Source organism: Myroides sp. LJL116 (assembly GCF_054871685.1).
This window is the reverse complement of the sequence record NZ_JBTXLR010000001.1, coordinates 347654-369816: the sequence shown is the minus strand read 5'-3', so window position 1 is coordinate 369816 and position 22163 is coordinate 347654. Positions and strand designations below refer to the sequence as shown.

18 protein-coding genes and 5 tRNA genes are annotated in these 22163 nt (G+C 33.6%); 12 read left to right on the top strand and 11 right to left on the bottom strand.

Annotated features, from left to right (window positions below; all coding sequences use genetic code 11):
* Window positions 1–19: 19 nt before the first annotated feature.
* Window positions 20–1546, bottom strand: coding sequence for a GH3 auxin-responsive promoter family protein (locus tag ACYSNM_RS01700; protein WP_461755366.1), 1527 nt, complete (start codon window positions 1544–1546; stop codon window positions 20–22).
* Between the two features lie 109 nt (window positions 1547–1655).
* On the opposite strand from ACYSNM_RS01700, the gene ACYSNM_RS01695 reads away from it, so the two are divergent.
* Window positions 1656–2456, top strand: coding sequence for a DUF2797 domain-containing protein (locus ACYSNM_RS01695; RefSeq protein ID WP_461755365.1), 801 nt, complete (start codon window positions 1656–1658; stop codon window positions 2454–2456).
* Window positions 2457–2525: 69 nt separating this feature from the next.
* Here ACYSNM_RS01695 and sppA read toward each other — a convergent pair whose 3' ends face one another.
* Entirely contained in the window at window positions 2526–4286 is a 1761-nt protein-coding gene (gene sppA / locus ACYSNM_RS01690) for a signal peptide peptidase SppA (protein ID WP_461755364.1), read from the bottom strand.
* A gap of 125 nt (window positions 4287–4411) precedes the next feature.
* Here sppA and folK point away from each other — a divergent pair, with 125 nt between their 5' ends.
* Complete coding sequence (folK, locus tag ACYSNM_RS01685) at window positions 4412–5557, top strand: 2-amino-4-hydroxy-6-hydroxymethyldihydropteridine diphosphokinase (RefSeq protein ID WP_461755363.1); 1146 nt, start codon at window positions 4412–4414, stop codon at window positions 5555–5557.
* Window positions 5558–5590: 33 nt separating this feature from the next.
* Here the strand turns inward: folK and ACYSNM_RS01680 are convergent, their stop codons facing one another.
* Entirely contained in the window at window positions 5591–6121 is a 531-nt protein-coding gene (locus tag ACYSNM_RS01680) for an RNA methyltransferase (protein ID WP_461755362.1), read from the bottom strand.
* Window positions 6122–6377: 256 nt separating this feature from the next.
* Between ACYSNM_RS01680 and ACYSNM_RS01675 the strand changes: the two genes are divergently transcribed.
* From ACYSNM_RS01675 to ACYSNM_RS01640, 8 genes are all read left to right on the top strand, one after another.
* Window positions 6378–6920: an FUSC family protein gene (locus ACYSNM_RS01675; protein ID WP_461755361.1), complete on the top strand. Its 543-nt coding sequence runs from the start codon at window positions 6378–6380 to the stop codon at window positions 6918–6920.
* Window positions 6921–7003: 83 nt separating this feature from the next.
* Complete coding sequence (gene mutS / locus ACYSNM_RS01670) at window positions 7004–9604, top strand: DNA mismatch repair protein MutS (RefSeq protein ID WP_461755360.1); 2601 nt, start codon at window positions 7004–7006, stop codon at window positions 9602–9604.
* Window positions 9605–9809: 205 nt separating this feature from the next.
* Window positions 9810–9882 (top strand) — tRNA-Gly (locus ACYSNM_RS01665).
* Window positions 9883–9893: 11 nt separating this feature from the next.
* Window positions 9894–9982, top strand: a tRNA-Leu gene (locus ACYSNM_RS01660).
* 102 nt (window positions 9983–10084) lie between these two features.
* A complete protein-coding gene (locus ACYSNM_RS01655) occupies window positions 10085–10444 on the top strand; it encodes a hypothetical protein (protein WP_461755359.1) in 360 nt (119 codons plus the stop codon).
* A gap of 189 nt (window positions 10445–10633) precedes the next feature.
* Window positions 10634–10722: transfer RNA gene (locus tag ACYSNM_RS01650), tRNA-Leu, on the top strand.
* A gap of 370 nt (window positions 10723–11092) precedes the next feature.
* Window positions 11093–11181, top strand: a tRNA-Leu gene (locus tag ACYSNM_RS01645).
* A gap of 507 nt (window positions 11182–11688) precedes the next feature.
* A tRNA-Leu gene (locus ACYSNM_RS01640) sits at window positions 11689–11777 on the top strand.
* A gap of 95 nt (window positions 11778–11872) precedes the next feature.
* Here ACYSNM_RS01640 and clpX read toward each other — a convergent pair.
* The 8 genes from clpX to ACYSNM_RS01600 form a co-directional block, all read right to left on the bottom strand.
* A complete protein-coding gene (gene clpX / locus ACYSNM_RS01635) occupies window positions 11873–13120 on the bottom strand; it encodes an ATP-dependent Clp protease ATP-binding subunit ClpX (RefSeq protein ID WP_461755358.1) in 1248 nt (415 codons plus the stop codon).
* A 6-nt stretch (window positions 13121–13126) separates the two neighbouring features.
* The gene (gene clpP / locus ACYSNM_RS01630) at window positions 13127–13786 is read right to left on the bottom strand and encodes an ATP-dependent Clp endopeptidase proteolytic subunit ClpP (RefSeq protein ID WP_461754098.1); all 660 of its coding nucleotides are present in this window, start codon (window positions 13784–13786) and stop codon (window positions 13127–13129) included.
* A gap of 83 nt (window positions 13787–13869) precedes the next feature.
* Window positions 13870–15183 carry a trigger factor gene (locus ACYSNM_RS01625; protein WP_461755357.1) on the bottom strand — a complete coding sequence of 438 codons (1314 nt, stop codon included), beginning with the start codon at window positions 15181–15183 and terminating at the stop codon, window positions 13870–13872.
* Window positions 15184–15282: 99 nt separating this feature from the next.
* On the bottom strand, window positions 15283–15639 hold the full coding sequence (locus tag ACYSNM_RS01620; RefSeq protein ID WP_461755356.1) for a phage holin family protein: 357 nt from the start codon (window positions 15637–15639) through the stop codon (window positions 15283–15285).
* A 27-nt stretch (window positions 15640–15666) separates the two neighbouring features.
* Window positions 15667–17256 (bottom strand): hypothetical protein, encoded by a 1590-nt coding sequence (locus tag ACYSNM_RS01615; protein WP_461755355.1) that lies wholly within the window; start codon window positions 17254–17256, stop codon window positions 15667–15669.
* A gap of 38 nt (window positions 17257–17294) precedes the next feature.
* A complete protein-coding gene (locus tag ACYSNM_RS01610; protein ID WP_461755354.1) occupies window positions 17295–18545 on the bottom strand; it encodes an OmpP1/FadL family transporter in 1251 nt (416 codons plus the stop codon).
* A 411-nt stretch (window positions 18546–18956) separates the two neighbouring features.
* Window positions 18957–19730 (bottom strand): alpha/beta fold hydrolase, encoded by a 774-nt coding sequence (locus tag ACYSNM_RS01605; protein WP_461755353.1) that lies wholly within the window; start codon window positions 19728–19730, stop codon window positions 18957–18959.
* Entirely contained in the window at window positions 19730–20443 is a 714-nt protein-coding gene (locus tag ACYSNM_RS01600; RefSeq protein WP_461755352.1) for a pyridoxine 5'-phosphate synthase, read from the bottom strand. Before ACYSNM_RS01600 ends, ACYSNM_RS01605 begins: the two co-directional genes overlap by 1 nt.
* Before the next feature lie 96 nt (window positions 20444–20539).
* Here ACYSNM_RS01600 and ACYSNM_RS01595 point away from each other — a divergent pair, with 96 nt between their 5' ends.
* Both ACYSNM_RS01595 and ACYSNM_RS01590 read left to right on the top strand, forming a co-directional pair.
* The gene (locus ACYSNM_RS01595) at window positions 20540–21208 is read left to right on the top strand and encodes a CBS domain-containing protein (RefSeq protein WP_461755351.1); all 669 of its coding nucleotides are present in this window, start codon (window positions 20540–20542) and stop codon (window positions 21206–21208) included.
* Window positions 21209–21210: 2 nt separating this feature from the next.
* On the top strand, window positions 21211–22095 hold the full coding sequence (locus tag ACYSNM_RS01590) for an NAD kinase (protein WP_461755350.1): 885 nt from the start codon (window positions 21211–21213) through the stop codon (window positions 22093–22095).
* Window positions 22096–22163 lie beyond the last annotated feature (68 nt).

Genomic DNA, 22163 nt, shown 5'->3' with positions numbered 1-22163 from the left:
ATTGCGAGGTTTTTCTTTTTTATACGGTTTGCAACTCTTGCATTTTTAAAAGTTGCTCTACTATAGTACGTTCGTTGGACAATCTTGGTATCTTATGTTGTCCTCCTAATTTATCTTGATTTTTCAACCAATCATAAAATAAATTCTTTCTAGCTAAAGTTAACTTTAAAGGATTTAAGGTCATATTATTTGCTCTTTTAGCCTCATAGTCGGAATTTAGTTCTTGTAAGTTTTTATCTAGAACCTTAGCAAATAGTGCTGGGTCCTGGGGATTTTTCTCAAACTCAATAACCCATTGATGAGCACCATTTTGTTTAGACTCCATAAAAATTGGTCCAACGGTGTATTCTAAAACGCTTACTTGAAACTCCGCGCAAGTCTTAGCCAAAGCTCTATCGGTATTTTCAATCATCAGTTCTTCTCCAAACACATTTATAAAATGCTTGGTTCTACCTGTAATTTTAATACGGTATGGCAAAAGGTTAGTAAATCGTACTGTATCCCCAATTTCATAACGTAATAAACCAGCATTGGTAGTAATAACCATAGCGTAGTTTTTTCCTAGCTCCACCATAGATAATGGAATTACTCTTTGGTTAGATGTTCCATAGGTATCCATAGGAATAAATTCATAGAAAATACCATAGTCTAACATTAAAAGCAGCTCATTGCAATCATTTTGATCTTGGATAGCAAAAAAACCTTCTGAAGCATTATAAATCTCATAGTACTTCATCTTAGGACTTGGGAAAAGTTGTTCGTATTGCTTTCTATAAGGTTCAAAACTTACTCCTCCATGGAAATACACCTCAGCATTAGGCCATAATTCTAAAAGGTTTTCTTTTTTAGTTTCAGCTATAATACGGTTAAAAAGAACCAGCATCCAAGAAGGTACTCCTGCTATACTAGTAACGTTTTGGTGACGTACTTCTTTTATAATGGCATCCATCTTAGTTTCCCATTCACTCATAAGTGAAGTCTTATTTGAAGGGGTGCTACTGATCTCTGCCCAAAAAGGCATATTATCGATTAAAATGGCAGATAAATCTCCAAAGAAAGTATCATTGTCTTGGTATAGTTCTTTACTACCTCCTAGACGCAAACCTTTTCCTGTGAAGAGTTGGCTATCTGGATTATTATTCAAATACAGGCACAATAAATCTTTAGCAGCTTTATAATGACAATCTTCTAAAGCACTTTGGCTTACTGGAATGAATTTACTCTTAGCATTAGTTGTTCCGCTACTTTTAGCAAAAAGGCGAATAGGCTCAGGCCAAAAAATATTGTTCTCCCCTCTTCTACAACGCTCTATATATGGCTCGAATTCTTCATATTTAAACAAAGGAACTCTACTAGCGAAGGTTTCGTAATTTTTTATACTAGCATAATCATACTGCTTTCCCAAAAGCGTATTTTGATTTGTTTTCATTAAGCTTAAAAACAGATCCTGTTGTACCTGATGGGGATTTGTTCGAAATACATCAATTTGATGAATTCTCTTTTTTAAAATCCAAGATGCGATTGAATTTATAATTGTAAATGCCATAATAAACCTTCATTTAAAAAATCCTTTACTTTATTACTGGATAAAGTAAATAGTGGGATACGAAATGTTTTCGTATTTTTACCACCTACCCAAAAATAACAATTTATTTATGCTTTACGAAGGAGTTTTAAACAAAATGCAAACTGAGTTTAACAATCCTATTGAATACTTTTTAGTATTGGAGAGTAACTTTATTCATATCAACCAAATATTAGATAGAAAAGTACGAATTAACTTCCTTGACTATCAATGTTTAAACTGTCAGGAACATAAGAAAATATTTCGACAAGGATTTTGTTATGAGTGTTTTTATAGCTCCCCTGCAGTAGGAGATTGGATTATGCGTCCGGAGTTAAGTACTGCTCATTTAGGGATTGAGGATAGAGATTTGGCTTATGAACAAAAATGCCAACTACAACCTCATAGTGTTTACCTCGCTTTAGCTAGTGATGTAAAAGTTGGGGTAACTAGAAAATCTCAAATACCTACTAGATGGATTGATCAAGGAGCCTCTAAGGCCATTGAAATTGTAGAGGTGCCAAATAGATACTTAGCAGGTATTACAGAGGTTGCCTTAAAGCAAGAATTCACCGATAAAACCAATTGGAGAAAAATGCTAGTCAATGAAATAGGAGACTTCGACATTCAACAAATTAGAGAATCTTTAAAAGATAAGCTTCCCTTAGAAGTACAGCCTTATTTTGATTCTACCCCAAGTTCTTTAATAGAATTAAACTACCCTGTATTGCAGTACCCAACAAAGATAAAAACTCTTAACTTGGAGAAAACTCCAAGCTATCAAGGGGTTTTAAAAGGTGTAAAAGGACAATACCTATTATTTGAAGACGGTACCGTTTTCAACGTTAGAAGCAATGAAGGAACAGTGATTTCACTAGAAATCCTATCCTAATAAATATAGATACAAAAAAAGCCCATAAAATTATTTATGGGCTTTTTTTATTATTTATCTTATTCTTATTTATTGAATATTTAGTTCGTAAGGCAAAATGGTTTGGTTACCTTGAAGGTTGGAAAAATAATTTAACCTTTGTAAAAGTTGATAATTCTGCTCTCCAATTTTTTCTAAGATAAGCTGATCTTGGCTTTTGAAAATAGATGAGCCGAAGTAATTATTTAATAAATCCTCAAAGTTTAATTCATACTCTGGGTACTCCACTACTCTATAATCTTGGATTTCTGTCTTTTCAACAGCATAAGCTATTGCCTGATCTAATCCACCATAAGCATCAATTAATCCATTTTTCAAAGCATCTACACCAACCCATACTCTTCCTTGGGCTAATTCATCTACCTGCTCAAAACTCATATTTCTTCCTGTAGCAACACGAGAAACAAAAGTAGTATAGATTTGTTCAATACTTTGGGTTACGGTCTGTTTATATTCTGGTGATAATGGCGCAAAAATACTATAGTTAGCAGCATTTTTATGGGTTTGAACGATTTGAGGATTAACCCCATATTTCTCACTTAATGTACTAACATTAGGCAGCATACCAAAAACACCTATACTTCCAGTAATAGTAGCAGGATCGGCAAAAATATAATCCGCTCCACATGCAATATAATAACCACCAGAGGCTGCAACATCTCCCATAGATACAATTACAGGTTTAACAGCTTTGGTAAGCTCCACTTCTCTCCAAATTAACTCTGAGGTAAGTGCACTACCACCTGGACTATTCACTCGTAAAACTACTGCTTTTACTTTATCATTCTCACGAGCTTTCTTTAAAGCTCTATTGATAGATAACTCTCCTACATAACTGACATTCCCCTCTCCACTTAAAATTTGTCCTTGGGCATATACAATCGCGATTTGATCCGCGGATAGTTTTACATTAGAACTAGAAGGAGCTTTAATATAATCTAGGATAGTAATTTTATTATATTCTTTATCTTGTGCAACGTCTACTAAGGATTTTACACTAGCTTCAAATTCATCTTGATAAGCAACACGGTCCACTAATTTATGCTCTAAAGCTCCTAAAGCAGTGTTACCATATAAATTACTAGCTGCATCATTTATTTGCTCTAAAGAAACCGATCTACTCTTTGCAATATCTGTGGCAATAGTAGTCCAAATAGAATTTAAAAATTCTGTAGTCTGAATGTGATTTGCTTCACTCATCTTATTTTCTAAATAAGGCTCAACAGCACTTTTGTATTTTCCATGACGCAAAACTTCCATTTTAATCCCTGTCTTTTCTTGTAAATCCTTTAAGTATAAGATTTCCACAGATAATCCCTTGAAATCAACCATTCCTACAGGATTTAAAAAAATAGAATCCGCTACTGAATTTAAGTAAAAGTCCTTTTGAGTATAGTAATCTGCATATGCCATTACAAACTTTCCAGAATCTTTAAAATCCTGTAAAGCTTGGCGCAATTCTCTCATTTGAACAATTCCTAAACCAGAGTGCTCGTTAACTAAAGTAATCCCGGAAATACGTGAATCCTCTGTTGCTCGATTAACTGCCTCTAAAACATTACTCAGACCATTTTTGGGCTGATCTTTAAAGCTAAACTCTTTATAATTAAACTTACCACTATAGTCGTACTTAACTTTAGATAAATCTAGTACAATCACAGAATTATCCTTCACCACTACTGTATCACTACTTCCCATTGCAGCTCCAAGGCCTATTAAAAGGACAAATAAAAGTCCAAAAAACAAACATAGCCCCAATATTGTAGCTAATACATTACCTAAAAATCTCATATCTTATTATTTACTTCTATTAGTTGTATAAATCTACTATTTGTTACACATTTTACAAAACTTTGTGACCAATAACTATAGGTAAAATAGCATAAAATTGAATTTGTTTTAGTTACTTTGCCCCCATGTATACACAAAACAACATCGTTTTATCCATTGGGACCAATATGGGAGATAAGATAGCTAACATTAAAAAAGCTATTGAATTAATTCATAATCAAGTAGGTACGGTTGTGAAAACTTCTTCTATATACCAGTATCCTGCTTGGGGATTTCAAAGCGAACCCTTTTACAATTGTGCCATACTACTTCATAGCAAAATAAATGCACAACAAGCAATTTCTAAGGTTTTAGAAATCGAACAAATTTTAGGTAGAGTTCGATCTGACTCTCCAGGTTATATAGCTAGAGTGATTGATATTGATATTATTAGTTTCAACCAGCAAATTTATCAAGAGCCCAACCTAACTATTCCGCATCCTTTAATGCAGGAAAGAAAGTTTGTATTAGAACCAATGATGGAGCTAAATCCATCTTGGGAACATCCTATTTTAAAAAAGGATGTCAAAGAACTATTACAACAATGTCCAGACCAAACAAAAGGTGAATTTATAACCACTTTGGATTCTCCTTTAAAAAAATATGATTTCTCGACTATAAATTTTCTAGCCATAGAAGGTAATATTGGAGCAGGTAAAACAACTCTAAGCTCTAGAATTAGCCAAGATTTCAATGCCAAGTTAATCTTAGAAGGATTTGCAGACAATCCTTTTTTACCAAAGTTCTACCAGGATGCTGATCGCTATGCCTTTTCCTTAGAAATGTCTTTTTTAGCAGATCGCTATAGTCAGCTATCCGACGATTTAGCTCAATTGGACTTATTTAAAGAATTTGTCATTTCCGATTACTACGTACATAAATCACTGATTTTTGCTCAAATCACCCTTGAGCCAGATGAATTTAGCTTATATAAGCAGATCTTTGAAATTATGTATAAAGAAACTCCTGAGCCAGATATTTATATCTTTCTTTACCAGAATACCTCTCGTTTATTAGAGAATATCCAAAAAAGAGGTAGGTCCTATGAGAGTGAAATTACTGCAAATTATTTAGACAGTGTTACCAAAGGGTATTTCAATTATATTAAAACCCTTGCGCCTCATAAAGTTCTTACTATCGATATTTCAGATATTGACTTTGTAGCTAACCAAAAAGATTACATCCACCTATTGGATCAAATCCAAGAAAAGATAAATCAAAAGAACAGTTAATAAAAAAGCCTTCTATTATAGAAGGCTTTTTTATTAAGATCGCATTTTACTAAATAGATCCCATATTACTATTCCTGCGCTAACGGCAATATTCAAAGAGTGTTTGGTTCCTAATTGAGGAATCTCAATAACCCCATCACTTAAATCTACTACTTTCTGACTTACTCCTTTTACTTCATTTCCAAAAACTAAAGCATACTTTTGATCACTAACAGGGGTAAACTCATTTAGCATAACACTATTTTCTACTTGTTCAATGCTTTGAATATTTACGTTTTTTTGCTTTAAATCCTCAATAACACTAACAATGTCTTTAGCGTATTCCCATTCTACACTTTCCGTAGCACCTAAGGCTGTTTTGTTAATCTCTTTGTTTGGTGGAGTGGCTGTAATACCACATAGATAAACTTTTTCAATTAAAAATGCATCACAAGTTCTAAAAACAGAACCAATATTGTGTAAGCTCCTAACATCATCTAAAACGATAATTAAAGGCGTTTTCTCCTTTTCCTTAAACTCTTGAACATTTATTCTATCTAGTTCACTATTTGCAAGTTTTCGCATAAAATCTATATTTTCAGCAAAATTAAGTAATATTTTAATGCATTAATAGGCTTAATGACCAAAATATACAAAACTGATTTTTGCTTTTCACTTTGCCCCAACTAGCCTAATACCAAGAGAGTTAGACAGTTAATTATACGAGAGCTTTTATAGATTTAACAAACCTTTCCTCTTATATTTAACAAAATCCTATAGGATAAATATTGATTAACGACAATAAGGGTGGTAAATTTGCAGGCTAAAATTAAAAATCAAAATGTTTAATAGATTTATTAAATACATCATTACTACCCCAGTTATCATCTACTCTGTACGTTGTACACTTGCATTGATAATTGGTCACATACTACTACAAAAGTTACCCGATTACCAAATGATGTGGACATTGATTTCTATTATCTTAGTAATATCCCCTGAGGGTCAAAACTCGAAAAAGCTTTCTATTGAACGATTTAAATCCAACTTAGTAGGATCTATAGCGGGATTGGTATGTTTAGAAATTGAACCTTCTCCAGATTTTTGGATGTGTTTGTTTGGATTCTTTTTAACTATTATTACCTGTTTTATTTTTAATATTCTAAACATGGCTAGAGTAGCGCTTGTTGCTTTAATCATTATTTTAATTCAACCTCAACCTAGTCAAGAAGCTAGTAAAATTGTAGAGGCTACTCCGTTAATTAGAGCCTTATCTGTAACACTTGGCTGTTTTATAGGTTTAGCAATTACTGTTAGTACAAGTATTATTATCCGAGCTTTAAAAAAGAAACACAATATTCCTTTAAATAAAACTTTAACCTAAGACATAGTAGAGTTTGACTGCATGGTTTTATGCAATCCAAATACTTAGAGTATATTTGTGATATCCAATTTAAATATTCCAATATGACTGTTAAGTCTTCCGATAAAAAGCAGACTCCATTAATGAAACAATACAACGATATAAAAAGAAAGTATCCAGATGCTTGTCTTTTATTTCGTGTAGGAGATTTTTATGAAACCTTTGGACAAGATGCTGTTAGAACAGCTAAAATTCTAGGTATCACTTTAACAAAAAGAAGTCCAGGGACAGCTAGTGAAATAGAACTAGCGGGATTTCCACATCATTCGGTAAATGTTTATCTTCCAAAATTAGTTAAAGCAGGTTTACGCGTGGCTATTTGTGATCAATTAGAAGATCCTAAAACAACAAAAACACTTGTAAAAAGAGGAGTTACTGAATTAGTTACTCCAGGAGTTGCTTTCAATGATGAAGTACTTCAATCTACTTCCAACAACTTCCTTTGTGCTTTACATTTTAATAAAAAATATATAGGTATTTCTTTCTTAGATATTTCTACAGGAGAGTTCTTAACCTCACAAGGAGACCAAGATTATATCGATAAATTATTACAGAATTTCTCTCCAAGTGAAATCCTTATTCAAAAGCACCATAAATTAGAATTTTTAGAACAATTTGGAGACCAGTACAACCTTTTCTTCTTAGATGATTGGATCTTTAAAAAAGATTATGCTTTTGAATCCTTAACGGCTCATTTTAAAACTAATTCTCTACAAGGATTTGGTATAGCAGATTTGGATTTAGGTATTATAGCTAGCGGGGCTATCTTATATTATTTAGGAGAAACCCAACACACAGAAATACAACATATTTCTAGTATTCAGCCCATAGCACAAGATGCATATGTATGGATGGATCGCTTTACAATAAGAAACTTAGAACTTTACCAAAGTACCAATTTCAATGCTATTACCCTTTTGGATGTAATCGATAAAACGATTTCCCCTATGGGAGGGCGCCTTTTGAAAAGATGGCTAGCCCTACCTCTAAAGGACTTAGAGCAAATACAGCAAAGACATCAAATAGTTGAGCAGTTATGTAAAGAAACATCGCTTTTAGATAGCTTTATACAACAAATAAAACAAATATCTGACCTAGAGAGACTATCCTCTAAGATTGCCACTAATAAAATATCTCCTAGAGAGTTAATTGTATTAATGGAATCTTTACAAGCTATATTACCTGTAAAAAAGCTTGGACAAAGTTCAGACAACGCCTCTTTAAAGGCAATGGCTTCTACCTTAAAGGATTGTGAGGTATTTATAGAGCAAATAAGAAAGACTATTTCTGAGCAAGCTCCTGTTTCTATTACAAAAGGAAATGCAATCGCAAAGGGAGTAAATGCAGAGCTTGATGAATTAAGAGCAATTTCCTCCACTGGTAAATCCTTCTTAGACGAATTAGAACAAAGAGAAATTGAACAAACAGGAATTCCTTCTTTAAAAGTAGCTTTTAATAATGTTTTCGGTTATTATATAGAGGTAAGAAATACACATAAAGACAAAGTTCCTTCTTCTTGGATTAGAAAGCAAACTCTGGTAAATGCAGAGCGTTATATAACGGAAGAGCTTAAGCAATATGAAAGTAAAATTCTAGGTGCAGAGGAAAAGATCTACCAACTAGAAACACAATTATACCAAGATTTTGTTCAATGGTGTACCTCTTATATTACTCCAATACAACAAAACGCAAAAGTAATTGCACAAATCGACTGTTTATGTGGATTTGCACAACTAGCCTTATCTAATAATTATGTCAAACCTATTTTAAATGAAGGATTTGATTTAGATATTAAAGATGGAAGACACCCGGTGATTGAAAAACAATTACCCATGGATGTTCCCTATATTGCCAATGATGTATACCTAGATAAAGAATCCCAGCAAATCATCATGATAACGGGACCTAATATGTCTGGTAAAAGTGCAATATTAAGGCAAACAGCTTTAATTGTCTTACTAGCACAGATTGGAAGTTTTGTACCTGCTTCTAAAGTAGAGATGGGTATTGTGGACAAAATTTTCACAAGAGTAGGTGCATCGGATAACATCTCAATGGGAGAATCTACTTTTATGGTAGAGATGAATGAGACAGCCTCTATTTTAAATAACCTTACTCCAAGGAGTTTAATTCTATTGGATGAGATTGGTAGAGGAACAAGTACCTATGATGGTATTTCAATTGCTTGGGCAATTGCTCAATACATCGTAGAACACCCTACAAAGGCCAAAACGCTATTCGCAACACATTACCATGAACTAAACGACATGAGTAAGTACTATGATAGCATAAAGAATTTTAATGTTTCTGTGAAAGAATTAAAAGACAATGTACTCTTTATTCGTAAACTTGTACCTGGTGGAAGCGCACACAGCTTTGGAATTCATGTAGCCAAAATGGCTGGTATGCCAAAAATGGTACTAGAAAATGCCCAGAAAATGTTACTCCAATTAGAAAGTAAAGTAGCACCTGAGGCTAAAATCACCCTTAAACCAATTGAAAAAGATGTACAATTGAGCTTTTTTAATTTAGAAGACCCACTATTGGAACAACTAAAAAAGGATATTTTAGGTATAGACATTAACTCTCTTACCCCAGTAGAGGCGCTAATGAAGCTAAATGAAATACAAAAAAAGATAAAATAACAAAAAGCACTCTCCCCTTTGGAGAGTGCTTTTTTTGATTATTTAAATAAAAAGAGAAAAAAAAATCTTTAACTCCTTCTTGCAAATCAAATAGTTATAAAAAACTTTAAAATTATTTACAGATAAAGTTTGCAGAATATAAAAAACCTCCTATATTTGCACTCGCAATACAGAAGTAATGCACGTTCTTAAAAAGAAACAAAATGCGAAAATAGCTCAGTTGGTAGAGCGCAACCTTGCCAAGGTTGAGGTCGCGGGTTCGAACCCCGTTTTTCGCTCAAATCCAATTGCTCGGGTGGTGGAATTGGTAGACACGCTGGACTTAAAATCCAGTGAACAGTAATGTTCGTGCGGGTTCAATTCCCGCTCCGAGTACCAAAAAATCCTAAACATTTTGTTTAGGATTTTTTTTTGCTATAAACTTACCCTACTTTAGCTTTATCCTATTTTATATTAACTCTTATTTATACCCTATTTGCTATGAGCGCTTTTGTAATAAGTGTAAAAGAGAATGAAAAATTCAAATACACTTTTGAACACTCTAGAGGTCGTACTTTATTAACTAGTGTTGAGTATCCCAGTAAAGAAGCTATTTATGCCACAATAGGCTTTTTACAAGAAAACTTTGAGCTAATTACCATCTTAAGATATAAAACAACTAGTGCTAAGTTCTATTTCAAATTATCCATAGATCAAAACATCTATGCTACTTCTAGAAAATTCAACACAGCCATTCGTTTTGCTAATGCCATTGAAGAAGTTCAAAAGAGTTTTACAAAGGCAGAAATTCTTGACTTTAGTATAAATATATTCGAAGATATACCGCAAGAAATGGAATAACCATATCTAAATCCATTTAATATTACTTTTGTTATCTCTACTATAAAAAGATAAACAATTGTTTTTTAAGCAAGTAGTTCCAATGAAGAAAAAAACATGAAAAAAAATATTTTTTTTCACCAAAATACTATTGTGTAATAAGATTTTTACTCTATATTTGCACTCGCAATCCACAAGGAAAGCCCACAGGCTCGGGTGGTGGAATTGGTAGACACGCTGGACTTAAAATCCAGTGAACAGTAATGTTCGTGCGGGTTCAATTCCCGCTCCGAGTACCATAAAGGAGATTTGTTTTACAAGTCTCCTTTTTTTTTGCATTAAACTCAACGGCTATTGCTAAACTATCCCACTAGAATTCGTACTTCTACTAAGTTTACCTCACCCCCTTCTTACCATTACTAAAGATTACTGTTATTTTAAAAAGCCTACTCCTTACTAAAACCTACCTCTTACGCCTTTAATTAAGGCTTAAGAATTAGTTCCATTTAAAATGGAAAAAAAAATCAATAAAATACTAACTTTAAATTACTGCTTACCAACTAGATAAAACAACTAACGAAAAAAAATAAAAAAACTTTCTAAAAAAGCCTTGTCAGATATAATAATTGCACTATATTTGCACTCGCAATCCACAAGGAAAGCCCACAGGCTCGGGTGGTGGAATTGGTAGACACGCTGGACTTAAAATCCAGTGAACAGTAATGTTCGTGCGGGTTCAATTCCCGCTCCGAGTACCATAAAAGGAGATTTGTTTTACAAATCTCCTTTTTTTATTCTCTTTACTCAGCAAAGAGCTCTCATTAATATCTTATGTCCTTTCTTTAGGTTTTAAAAACCTATTAGAGTCACAAAAAAAAATTTCAAACTACAAAGACCTTAACTAGGTTGAATAAGGCTTTAAAAGCCCTTTATAACAGTACAAACCCTTTTTACCTATAAAGACCTCAACCAGGATTGATATGCCTTTAAAAGCCTTTTATAACAGCGAGGCCTTCCCCTCTAAATATATAGGTCTTGATAAGTATTAGTATAGTTTTAAAAGCATCTAAAAACCATTATTGCCACACGAAAGAGATCTTAAAGTAATAAAATTATTATCTGACTTTTTTTCATTAACTAAATAACTAATTACCAATAACATATACACAAACTGCAATAAAAATGATTTTTTTTCAACAAAAAGTCTTGTTTCAAAAGATTTTTGCCCTATATTTGCACTCGCAATCCACAAGGAAAGCCCACAGGCTCGGGTGGTGGAATTGGTAGACACGCTGGACTTAAAATCCAGTGAACAGTAATGTTCGTGCGGGTTCAATTCCCGCTCCGAGTACCATAAAGGAGATTTGTTTTACAAGTCTCCTTTTTTTATTCCCTTTTTTAAAATAAAAGGACAAAAAAAGACGTATTACAAGGTAATACGTCTTTTTTTTAGTTTTGACTTACTGACTCTAAACGTTGCAGTAAATTTTTATTTAATGCATTTTTTGCATATTGCTCATCAACTATTAATTCATGAACATCTTTTTGACTTGGAAGCTCATACATTGCATCAGTTAAAATTGCCTCACACAATGATCTAAGCCCACGAGCACCTAATTTATACTCCAAAGCTTTATCTACAATATAGTCTAAAGCTTCATCTGTAATCTCAAGCTTAATGTCATCCATTGCAAACAACATTTCATATTGCTTAATAAGAGCGTTTTTAGGCTCTGTTAAGATCAAACGTAATGTTTCTTTATCCAAAGGATCCATGTGCGTTAAAACAGGTAAACGCCCTATTATTTCAGGGATTAATCCAAAGTCCTTAATATCACGCGGAATAATGTATTGCATCAAATTAGTACGATCTACTTGATCACCTTCTTTTAATGAACCATATCCTACAGCTTGGAAGTTTAAACGCTTAGAAATAATACGCTCAATACCATCGAAAGCTCCTCCTGCAATAAAAAGAATGTTTTTAGTATTCACCTCAACAAACTTTTGATTTGGATGCTTACGTCCTCCCTCTGGTGGAACATTTACAATACTTCCTTCTAATAATTTTAATAATGCTTGTTGAACTCCTTCTCCTGAAACATCTCTAGTTATTGAAGGATTATCGCTTTTACGAGCAATTTTATCAATTTCATCAATAAAGATTATTCCTCTTTGAGCTTTTTCAACGTCGTAATCTGCTGCTTGCAACAATTTACTTAAAATCCCCTCTACATCTTCTCCAACGTAACCAGCCTCGGTTAAAACAGTAGCATCTACAATTGCCAAAGGCACATTTAGCATTCTTGCAATTGTTTTGGCAACTAAGGTTTTTCCTGTTCCTGTTTGCCCAACCATTATAACGTTACTCTTCTCTATTTCCACTTCTTGATCTGCGGACTTTGATTCTTGTAGTAAACGTTTATAGTGATTGTAAACCGCCACAGACATTACTTTTTTAGTTTGGTCTTGACCAATTACATATTGATCTAAAAACGCGCGAATTTCCATCGGCTTCTTTAAAAGCAATTCTTGGTTCAATTCATCTTCTTCTTCTTGTGTGGTATCTTCTAAAACAATACCATAAGCCTGATCTACACATTTATCACAAATATGAGCATCCATACCTGCTATTAAAATATTTGTTTCTGATTCGGGTCTACCACAAAAAGAACACTTCATCTGCTGCTTTGCCATAAATTTTTATTCTCTAATTAACACCTCATCAATCATACCGTATTCTTTGGCTTGTTGAGCGATCATCCAATAATCACGATCACTATCGTGGTGAACTTTCTCCATACTTTGCCCAGAGTGGCTAGAAATGATTTGGTATAATTCTTCTTTTAACTTTAAGATTTCTCTTGCCGTAATTTCAATATCAGAAGCTTGTCCTTGTGCTCCACCAAGTGGTTGGTGAATCATTACACGAGAGTGAGGTAAAGCAGAACGCTTTCCTTTAGCTCCTGCACATAAAAGAACAGCTCCCATAGAAGCAGCCATTCCAGTACAAATAGTTGCTACATCAGGTTTAATAAATTGCATTGTATCGTAAATTCCCAAACCTGCATATACTCCACCTCCAGGTGAATTCACATAAATACTAATATCCTTATCATTGTCTACACTAGCTAAGAATAATAACTGTGCTTGAATAATATTGGCAACATAATCATCGATAGCAGTACCTAAAAAGATAATTCTATCCATCATTAAACGAGAAAACACATCCATTGAAGCAACATTCATTTGTCTCTCTTCAATAATGTAAGGGGTCATACTACTAACAATTTTGTCGTAGTACATGCTATTTATACCATGATGCTTTGTAGCAAATTTTTGAAATTCCTTACCGTAGTCCATATATATTCCTTTTTTATTCTAAAAAATAAGCGCCTCCCCATTTTGGGAAGACGCTCAAATATACTTATTTTTTTCGTGGAAAATTATTCTCCGTACATTTCTTTAACGAAATCTTTGTAAGAAACTTCCTTAGCTTCAGCTTTCACTTTATCGTTAAATAAAGCTAATACTTTTTCGCTCATTACTTGCTCAGAAATACGTTTAACCTCTTCTTGGTTAGACATTACTCTAGCAACGATATCTTCTACTGTTTTTTCATCTGGTTCAGCTTGACCGAATTGAGCTAACTGATCTTTGATTAATTTTACAGTGTGTTCTTTAATCTCTTCGAAGTTTAACTGTAAGTCGTATTGAGCCATTAATTTTCCTTCGATTAATTGGAAACGTAATCCTCTTTCACTCTTATTGTACTCCTCTTCTGCTTGTTCTGGAGTTAAAGTAGTTTCTCCTGCAGTTTGTAACCATTTCTTTAAGAATTCAGCTGGTAAATCAAAAGAAGTAGACTCTACTAAGCTTTCGTAAACGTCGCTTAAGAATTTTTGATCAGCTTGACCTTTGAATTGTCTCTCTGCGTCTTCTTTGATCTTCTCTTTTAATTGCTCCACAGAAGTTACAACTCCTTCTCCGAATAATTTATCGAATAACTCTTGGTTTAATTCTGCTTTTTGTGTTTCGTTGATTTCTTTGATAGTAACTACCACATCAATTTCCACTACTTCTTGTAAACCTAAGAATTGCATTAACTTTTGCTCATCCTCAAACAATCCTTTTGTAGAGATAGTAACTTGATCACCTACTTTTTTGTTTAAGAATTTCTTTTGGTTAGTTTTTGTTCTAATATCAGCAATAGCTAATTTAGTTTCATTCTCTACTCCAGCTTCTTCGTTTTGAACCGTAACTAATAACTCAGAATTTTCTTCAACAGACTCTTGAGAAACTAATTTACCGTATTGGTTTTGGATGTACTCAACTTGCTCGTCAAGCATAGCCTCATCAGCAACGATTTGGTATTTTGCTAAATTAGCAACCTCTTCTAAAGCTACATTGAACTCAGGTGTTAAACCTAATTCGAAATCAAATTTTAATACATCAGCATCCCAGTCAAACTCTTCGTTTAATACAGGAAGTGGATTTCCTAAAATATCCATTTTCTCCTCTGTAAGGTAATTGTTTAATTTGTCTTGTAAGATTTTGTTAACCTCTTCGAACAAAACTGCTTTACCATATTGTTTAAGGATTAAACTCATTGGTACAGCTCCTTTTCTAAATCCAGGAACACTAGCGCTTTTTTTATAGTTAGCTAAAACCTTATCTACATTACCTTGGTAATCTTCTTTTGCAAGCTCTATTGTTACAATTGCATTAAGAGCATCTACATTATTCTTTGTAATATTCATTTTTTGATGTATTTACATAATAAATTTGGGTTGCAAAAATAAATTATTTTTACAACCCATCCAAGTTTTTAACTGATTGTATTTCAATCATTAATTTTTTTATTGATTTTCCAGGTTGTCTTTTTGAACAATACCATTGGTAATGGATTGGCAAAAAGTCAATACTATACTAAATAAGACAGCATACCAGAATCCTTCTACTACAAATCCACTAACAAAATAAGCGCAGAGTAGAATAATCAAAGCGTTGATTACAAGTAGAAACAACCCCATGGTTATTATAGTTGCTGGTAGGGTCAAAAAGATCAATACTGGTCGTAGGAACATATTTAACAAACCCATTACAACAGCTACCCATAAGGCAGATGTCCATCCCTCTACGTATACTCCTGGAAGTAACCAGCAAAGGAAAACAACTATTGCAGTTGTTACTAATAATCGAATAATTAATGCCATATTTTTTTTTATAAAAATAATCAAAAATTAATTAGTAGGCAACAAGGTTGGCCCTGGATATTTTGCAGGATTAACTAACGGAATATTTGCTTTATAGTGTTGGTTAATCACCTTTAGAATCTCTGAAGAAGCGAACGCATAACCTCTTGGATTTAAGTGAACACCATCTAAAGAGAACATTACTGTATTTAAATTACCCATTCCTTGGAAGTAATCCGCTGTATAAATTTGTCCATCTTCTACTCTTAAACCACTCACAGCTTGATTTAAAATAGCATTCATGTCCACTAATGCTAAATTGTGCTTAACAGCTTCTGCTTTAATAATAGCATTAAAACTATCGGTAGCTAACTTAACTTTCTTTTGCTCCACTGGATTTAAAACAAAAGAATCGCTCATTGGGTAAGATACCCCATTTACTAATAATGCATCCAAAGTAGGGTTTCCAGTACCTCCTCCCATTGGAAGTCCAATTTGACTTTTACTTGTTAGGATAAACAAATCTTTAGATGTCGCATGTCTTGCTTGTCCATAAACCATAGACAACATAGCTATTTGTTGATCTGTTAACACAAATAAGCCCGCATCAGAAGCTTGCTTTAATCCAAGTTTTAAAAGCCCCGACATATCCGCTAGAGTTTTATCTTGAATTAAAAGTGCGTTAGCTTTGTCTTTAGAGAAAAACTCTAAGCGATCTGCTTGCCCACCTTTAGCTAAAATTTCTTTTAGCATACCAACAAAGGTATTTAATGCATCTATCTTTTCAACTCCAATTAATTCTGGAGTCAATGGATTATAAGGCACTGTTGTAAAATAAGGAATCGCCGTTACATCAGGAATAGTAGCAATAGCTCCCTTAGCTCCATTTTGAACTAATGCTTGGGTAATTGTTTGGTAAACATTTTGAAAAACCCCTACATGAGTAATATCGTTTGGACCATACAAAGAAGGATCTAACCCATTTAATTCGTTTTGATCCACACCATCTCCTCCAGAACTAGCATATCCCAATACATCATTTGAACCAATCCAATTGGTAAAGAAAGTCGGATTCAAACTCATTGCATCTTCTATAACACTAGCATTCTCTGAGGTAGCTGTACGCACAAAATAAGGGTTAGCTGTACCATTGGCAACACCAGCTAAACTTCCATATCCCTTTGCAAGAAGATGAAAACTCTTAGCTCCTGGTACCCCGGCATTATGAAAAGCTTTCTTTTGCTGATTGGAAACTTCAATAGTTATAGTTCCTTTGATATTCTCAGGTGAACTTGTACTCATGTTCATAATTAAACGAGTTGGTGCAATTACTTGTCCACCTAACAATAATCCTCCTACATTGTTAACGTCATCCTCAAAAGAAGGCTGGGTAAATTCTCTACCCCCAACTACTTTGAATTGACCCGCTAAAATGTTTGGAAAGGAATATTGCTGACCACTTTTAAATACGGTTCCATCCATATATCCGGCAGTTAAGCTATTTCCTATAGCTACATAGGTGGAAAAATCTGCTTCCCCTGCATAATAGGTTCCCCCATCAATACCATCCTTAATATCTGGTTCACAACTCGCAAGAAGTGCTAAAGCTGGTAGTATAAATAAATATCTTTTTTTCATAATTTATAGTTTTTGTTGGCTGGTTGTTGGTCTACGTCTTAGAAGCTATAGCTAATTCCTACACTCCCACTTGTAACTGCACTTTTATATACTCCACCGAAAGAAACATAATTACCATCTTCTAGGTAATAGTCATAAGAGTTCTTTATACTACTGAAGTTCATAAAGTTGGCAGCAACATCGATACCAATACCATTTTTAAATTTATAAGTAAATCCTCCTGTATATGCTCTAGAGTCATTTCTAGGAGTTTCTGGTGCGAAATAACCATCTTGTACTGGACTTTCATCGTAATACCATCCTGCACGTACACTCCACGCATCATTTACTGTATATTGTACTCCGACACGGTAAGTACTAGAGTCTTTATAATTTCTAGGATTAACAGAAGTACCAATAGCTGGACTATCTACAAAATCAATAGTCAAGGACTTATATACATTCCAAAAAGCTCTATTGTAATCAAAAGCAAATAACCATTTGTTCCATTCATAAGAAGCTCCAACAGTTAACTCAGCTGGTAAAGGCATCTCTGCAGTAATTTTACCATCTTTAAAAAGGGCCTGTGCAAAACTTGGTACATCATAAAAAGTAGCAGTACCATTTTTAGCCTTCATTTTTATTTCAGAACGATAATTCATTCCTATACGCAAATGATCATCCACATTTAGCAAATAACCTGCTGTCCATCCCCAAGCTGTTACATTATGAGATTTCACAGTAACATTAGTGTAGTTACCTTGCTCATCCGCTAAGCTTCTGGATACATTTCGATTAAAAGTTACCCCTCCTGTAACAAAGATAGGTCCTCCTGAGAAACTAAAGCGTTCATTTACTTTTACAGCAACAGTTGGTTGAACATAGAAGGATTTTAAATCGATATTATTTACAAGGTGAGCACCTTGCCATCCTTTATCCCATTCTACTTTACTTCCATAAGGAGTGTAAATAGCCAATCCTAAACTCAGCCACTCCAATGGCTTATAAACAGCATAAGCATACATAGGAGTTCCAGGATTGCGGGTTTCATCTTTCCAATCGTAGGTTTTGTTCTCAAACTTAGTATCGGCTACTAAGTAACTAACCCCAGCTGAAAAAGTCCACTTATCTTTCAAAAAAACCGAAGCTGCAGGGTTGAAGAACAAAGTCTCCGCACCACTAATAACAGCTACCCCCGTGTGTCCCATTGCAAGTTGTTTGTTTCCTTGCATACTAACTCGATATCCTCCTGCAAAAGCAGAGAAAGAAATCAAAGACAACAGGGACAATGATATTAATTTTCTAATCATAATCGTTTTTTATTTAAATTTCGTCATTATTCAAATATAACTGATTACAATAATTTTACAAATTTTTAATTCTTATTTTAACATTTAAAGAATGATAAATACATTATTATCAATAATAACACATACTATGCAAGCATAATAATTGATTTTATCTAAATATTACGAAATTATACAAAACACAGCACACTTAAATTTTTCTAAATAAAAAGCCATTATTGTAAAAAAATTAAGACTATAATCTCACAATACCATAATATACTTCAAAATCCATCCAGTAAATTGCCTAAAAAATGCAGATTTACTTTTTTTGCAAAAAAAATCAGCCGAATCATCTAAAAGATTATTCGGCTGATTTATAGTTTTTTACTCTTAAAAACACCTCTTTTTTATGTCAAAAAGCATTTTTTTATATTATTGTAAAAATTCTTCTACAAATTCAAAAAACATTTGAGGTTCTTGTGCATGCAACCAGTGTCCTGCATTTGAAATAGTTTTCACAACTGCTAATGGGAAATGTGCATGAAGTAATTCAAAATCTTCTTCTTGGATATAATCTGAGGCTCCTCCTCTAATAAAAAGGGTTGGTCCATTATAGATATTTTCTTCAGGTAAAGCTTGTCCAACTACTTTTGGGTTATTATTGAATACATCTAGGTTAAAACGAAAACCTAGCTGCTCTGGCTCTACCCAATACAAACTTTTTAATAGAAACATCTTAGTAGAAGCATCCTTTAAATGAGAAGATATAATTTCATCCACCTCAGCTCTAGAGGGCTTAAGGCTAAAATCTACTGCATTTAAAGCCTTGAAAATACCCTGATGATGTTCTGGGTAGAATTTTGGTGATATATCGGCCACAATTAAACGCTCCACTTTCTCTGGATACTCAGTAGCCAAAAGCATAGCTACTTTCCCCCCCATAGAGTGTCCTAACACCATAGCTTTGGCTATAGTATGATGGTCCATGTAATTTACCACATCTTGCACCATATCTTCATAAGACCATACTTCACTATGGAAACTTCTACCGTGATTTCTCAAATCCAAAGCATGAACTTCATAGCCTATATTGGCCATTTGTCTAGCAAAGCTCTTCCAGTTATCACTCATACCTAAGTAGCCGTGCATAACTATAAAAGGAATACCTCCTTCACCTTGGATATTAGAATGTAATATATTTTGCATTATTGTAATTTTCTAACATACATATTAACAACATTTTCTAATCCTAAATACAAAGATTCAGCAATTAGAGCATGTCCAATAGACACCTCTAGTAGTCCTGGAATATTTTGCTTGAAAAAAGCAATATTATCTAAACTAAGGTCGTGTCCCGCATTAACTCCTAATCCTAATTCATTTGCTAGCTCTGCACATTTAGTATAAGGCTCAATTGCCTTTAAATTACCAAGACCATATTGAGTAGCGAATTCTTCGGTATATAATTCGATACGGTCTGTACCAACTAAAGCAGCACCTTCAATCATAGATAGCTCTGGATCAACAAAGATAGAGGTACGAATACCTTTTGCTTTACATTCCTGTATAACCTCGCTTAAAAAAGATTTATTTTTTATCGTATCCCAACCAGCATTGCTAGTAAGTTGACCCACCGTATCTGGTACTAATGTAACTTGAGTTGGTTTACATTCAAATACAAGATTTAAAAAGTTATCCATAGGATTCCCTTCAATATTATATTCTGTATGAACAACATCTACTAAATCTCTAGCATCTTGATAACGGATATGTCTTTCATCAGGTCTTGGGTGAATAGTCACTCCTTGAGCACCAAATTTTTGAACATCACGAGCCACTTGTAATAAATCAGGCACATTCCCACCTCTTGAATTCCTAAGAGTGGCAATTTTATTAATATTAACAGATAATTTAGTCATAATTAAAAAAAATTTAAACACAAAAATACAAAGTATAATTAACCTTAATTGATTAATTTTTGATTATTTTGCAGTTGATAATAAACTGGTAGTATAATGTTTGACTTTAAATCGGAATTAATTCATCCAATTCCTACTTTCACCCCAGAAAGTAGTATTGCGCAAGCTTTGGCCTTTTTAAAGGAAAATAACCTTTCGCATTTACCATTGAGCAATGCTCAAGGTCAATTTTTGGGCTGTTTATACCATCAAGATTTCCAAGAGGAAAATGCCAATGATTCCATTAAAGAAATCATCTATGACTTAGAGCATTTTTATCTTCAAAGCCCTACAACTTTGAACGTCTTTGAGATATACGATATTTTAATAAACAACGATGCTAATGTACTAGCTGTGATTGACCAAAACAGACAACTGCTTGGAATTGTAAAAAAACAAAGCCTTTTAAACTTTTGGCCCTCTACCCTTTTTTTGGATGAAGTTGGCACGACTTTAGTTGTTAGTCATCATATACAGCAATATAGTATTTCTACCATTAGTCAGATTGTAGAAAGCAATAATGCCAAATTATACGGCATTGTTATCTTACAAACTCTAGAGGACCAAATGCACATCCTTTTAAAGAAAAACAAACACAATACTAAGATCATCCTAGATGAATTAAGGCGTCATGGTTATCAAATTATAACCCATCACATAGAGGATGATTACCTAAATGATTTACAAGAGAGATCTCAATACATCAATAAATTTCTAAACATATAATAATGAAGATTGCAATCTACGGACAAACAAGTAAGCCTATAGTTCAAAATATTATCCTAAGGCTTTTAAATGTTTTTAAAGAATATGAGGTTGAAATTATATTTGAAGCCCACTTTTACCACCTACTAAAACAAAACAATATACTTTCTAAAGAATATACTACTTTCGGAGAAGAGAACCGATTAAGTGATGATGTTGATTTCTTTATAGGTATTGGAGGTGATGGTACCATGTTAAGAGCAGCAAACTTTATAAAGAGCATGAATATTCCTATTGTGGGTATTAATGCAGGTCGCCTTGGATTCTTAGCTAACGTACAACAAGATGACATAGAAATTTTATTACCGCATATCTTCGAGAACACCTATACTTTATCAAAAAGAACACTTTTGTCTTTACAATGTAATCCTGCAAAAAACAACGATTTTGATATTCAGTATGCTTTGAATGAGGTAACAGTTTCTAGAAAAAACACCACATCGATGATTACTGTAGATACTTATTTAAACGACGAATATTTGGCTACTTATTGGGCAGATGGTCTAATTATTTCTACCCCATCAGGCTCAACTGGATATTCCCTTAGCTGTGGAGGTCCAATTATTGAACCAGAGACAAATTGCTTTGTAATCACTCCATTGGCTCCTCATAATTTAAATGTAAGACCCTTAGTAATTCCAGACAATTTAGATATAAAGTTAAAAGTAAGTAGCCGTGAAAGTCAATTTTTAGTTTCTTTAGACACTACCACTAAAGCAATAGATAACGAGACAGAACTTACCATTTCAAAAGCTTCATTTACAATAGATTTAGTAGAATTCCCTTCTCAAAGCTTTATAAAAACTCTGAGAACAAAACTACTTTGGGGAGAAGACAAACGAAACTAACAATAACAAATAACCCGCAGCTTATATACTAAAATGCTAGGGGAAGAGTTATAACAGGATAGGGTAAT

Coding starts and splice junctions, on each gene's coding strand:
- ACYSNM_RS01700 (WP_461755366.1), bottom strand. CDS start 1,546: ATGGCATTTACAATTATAAATTCAATCGCATCTTGGATTTTAAAAAAG.
- ACYSNM_RS01695 (WP_461755365.1), top strand. CDS start 1,656: ATGCTTTACGAAGGAGTTTTAAACAAAATGCAAACTGAGTTTAACAAT.
- sppA (WP_461755364.1), bottom strand. CDS start 4,286: ATGAGATTTTTAGGTAATGTATTAGCTACAATATTGGGGCTATGTTTG.
- folK (WP_461755363.1), top strand. CDS start 4,412: ATGTATACACAAAACAACATCGTTTTATCCATTGGGACCAATATGGGA.
- ACYSNM_RS01680 (WP_461755362.1), bottom strand. CDS start 6,121: ATGCGAAAACTTGCAAATAGTGAACTAGATAGAATAAATGTTCAAGAG.
- ACYSNM_RS01675 (WP_461755361.1), top strand. CDS start 6,378: ATGTTTAATAGATTTATTAAATACATCATTACTACCCCAGTTATCATC.
- mutS (WP_461755360.1), top strand. CDS start 7,004: ATGACTGTTAAGTCTTCCGATAAAAAGCAGACTCCATTAATGAAACAA.
- ACYSNM_RS01655 (WP_461755359.1), top strand. CDS start 10,085: ATGAGCGCTTTTGTAATAAGTGTAAAAGAGAATGAAAAATTCAAATAC.
- clpX (WP_461755358.1), bottom strand. CDS start 13,120: ATGGCAAAGCAGCAGATGAAGTGTTCTTTTTGTGGTAGACCCGAATCA.
- clpP (WP_461754098.1), bottom strand. CDS start 13,786: ATGGACTACGGTAAGGAATTTCAAAAATTTGCTACAAAGCATCATGGT.
- ACYSNM_RS01625 (WP_461755357.1), bottom strand. CDS start 15,183: ATGAATATTACAAAGAATAATGTAGATGCTCTTAATGCAATTGTAACA.
- ACYSNM_RS01620 (WP_461755356.1), bottom strand. CDS start 15,639: ATGGCATTAATTATTCGATTATTAGTAACAACTGCAATAGTTGTTTTC.
- ACYSNM_RS01615 (WP_461755355.1), bottom strand. CDS start 17,256: ATGAAAAAAAGATATTTATTTATACTACCAGCTTTAGCACTTCTTGCG.
- ACYSNM_RS01610 (WP_461755354.1), bottom strand. CDS start 18,545: ATGATTAGAAAATTAATATCATTGTCCCTGTTGTCTTTGATTTCTTTC.
- ACYSNM_RS01605 (WP_461755353.1), bottom strand. CDS start 19,730: ATGCAAAATATATTACATTCTAATATCCAAGGTGAAGGAGGTATTCCT.
- ACYSNM_RS01600 (WP_461755352.1), bottom strand. CDS start 20,443: ATGACTAAATTATCTGTTAATATTAATAAAATTGCCACTCTTAGGAAT.
- ACYSNM_RS01595 (WP_461755351.1), top strand. CDS start 20,540: ATGTTTGACTTTAAATCGGAATTAATTCATCCAATTCCTACTTTCACC.
- ACYSNM_RS01590 (WP_461755350.1), top strand. CDS start 21,211: ATGAAGATTGCAATCTACGGACAAACAAGTAAGCCTATAGTTCAAAAT.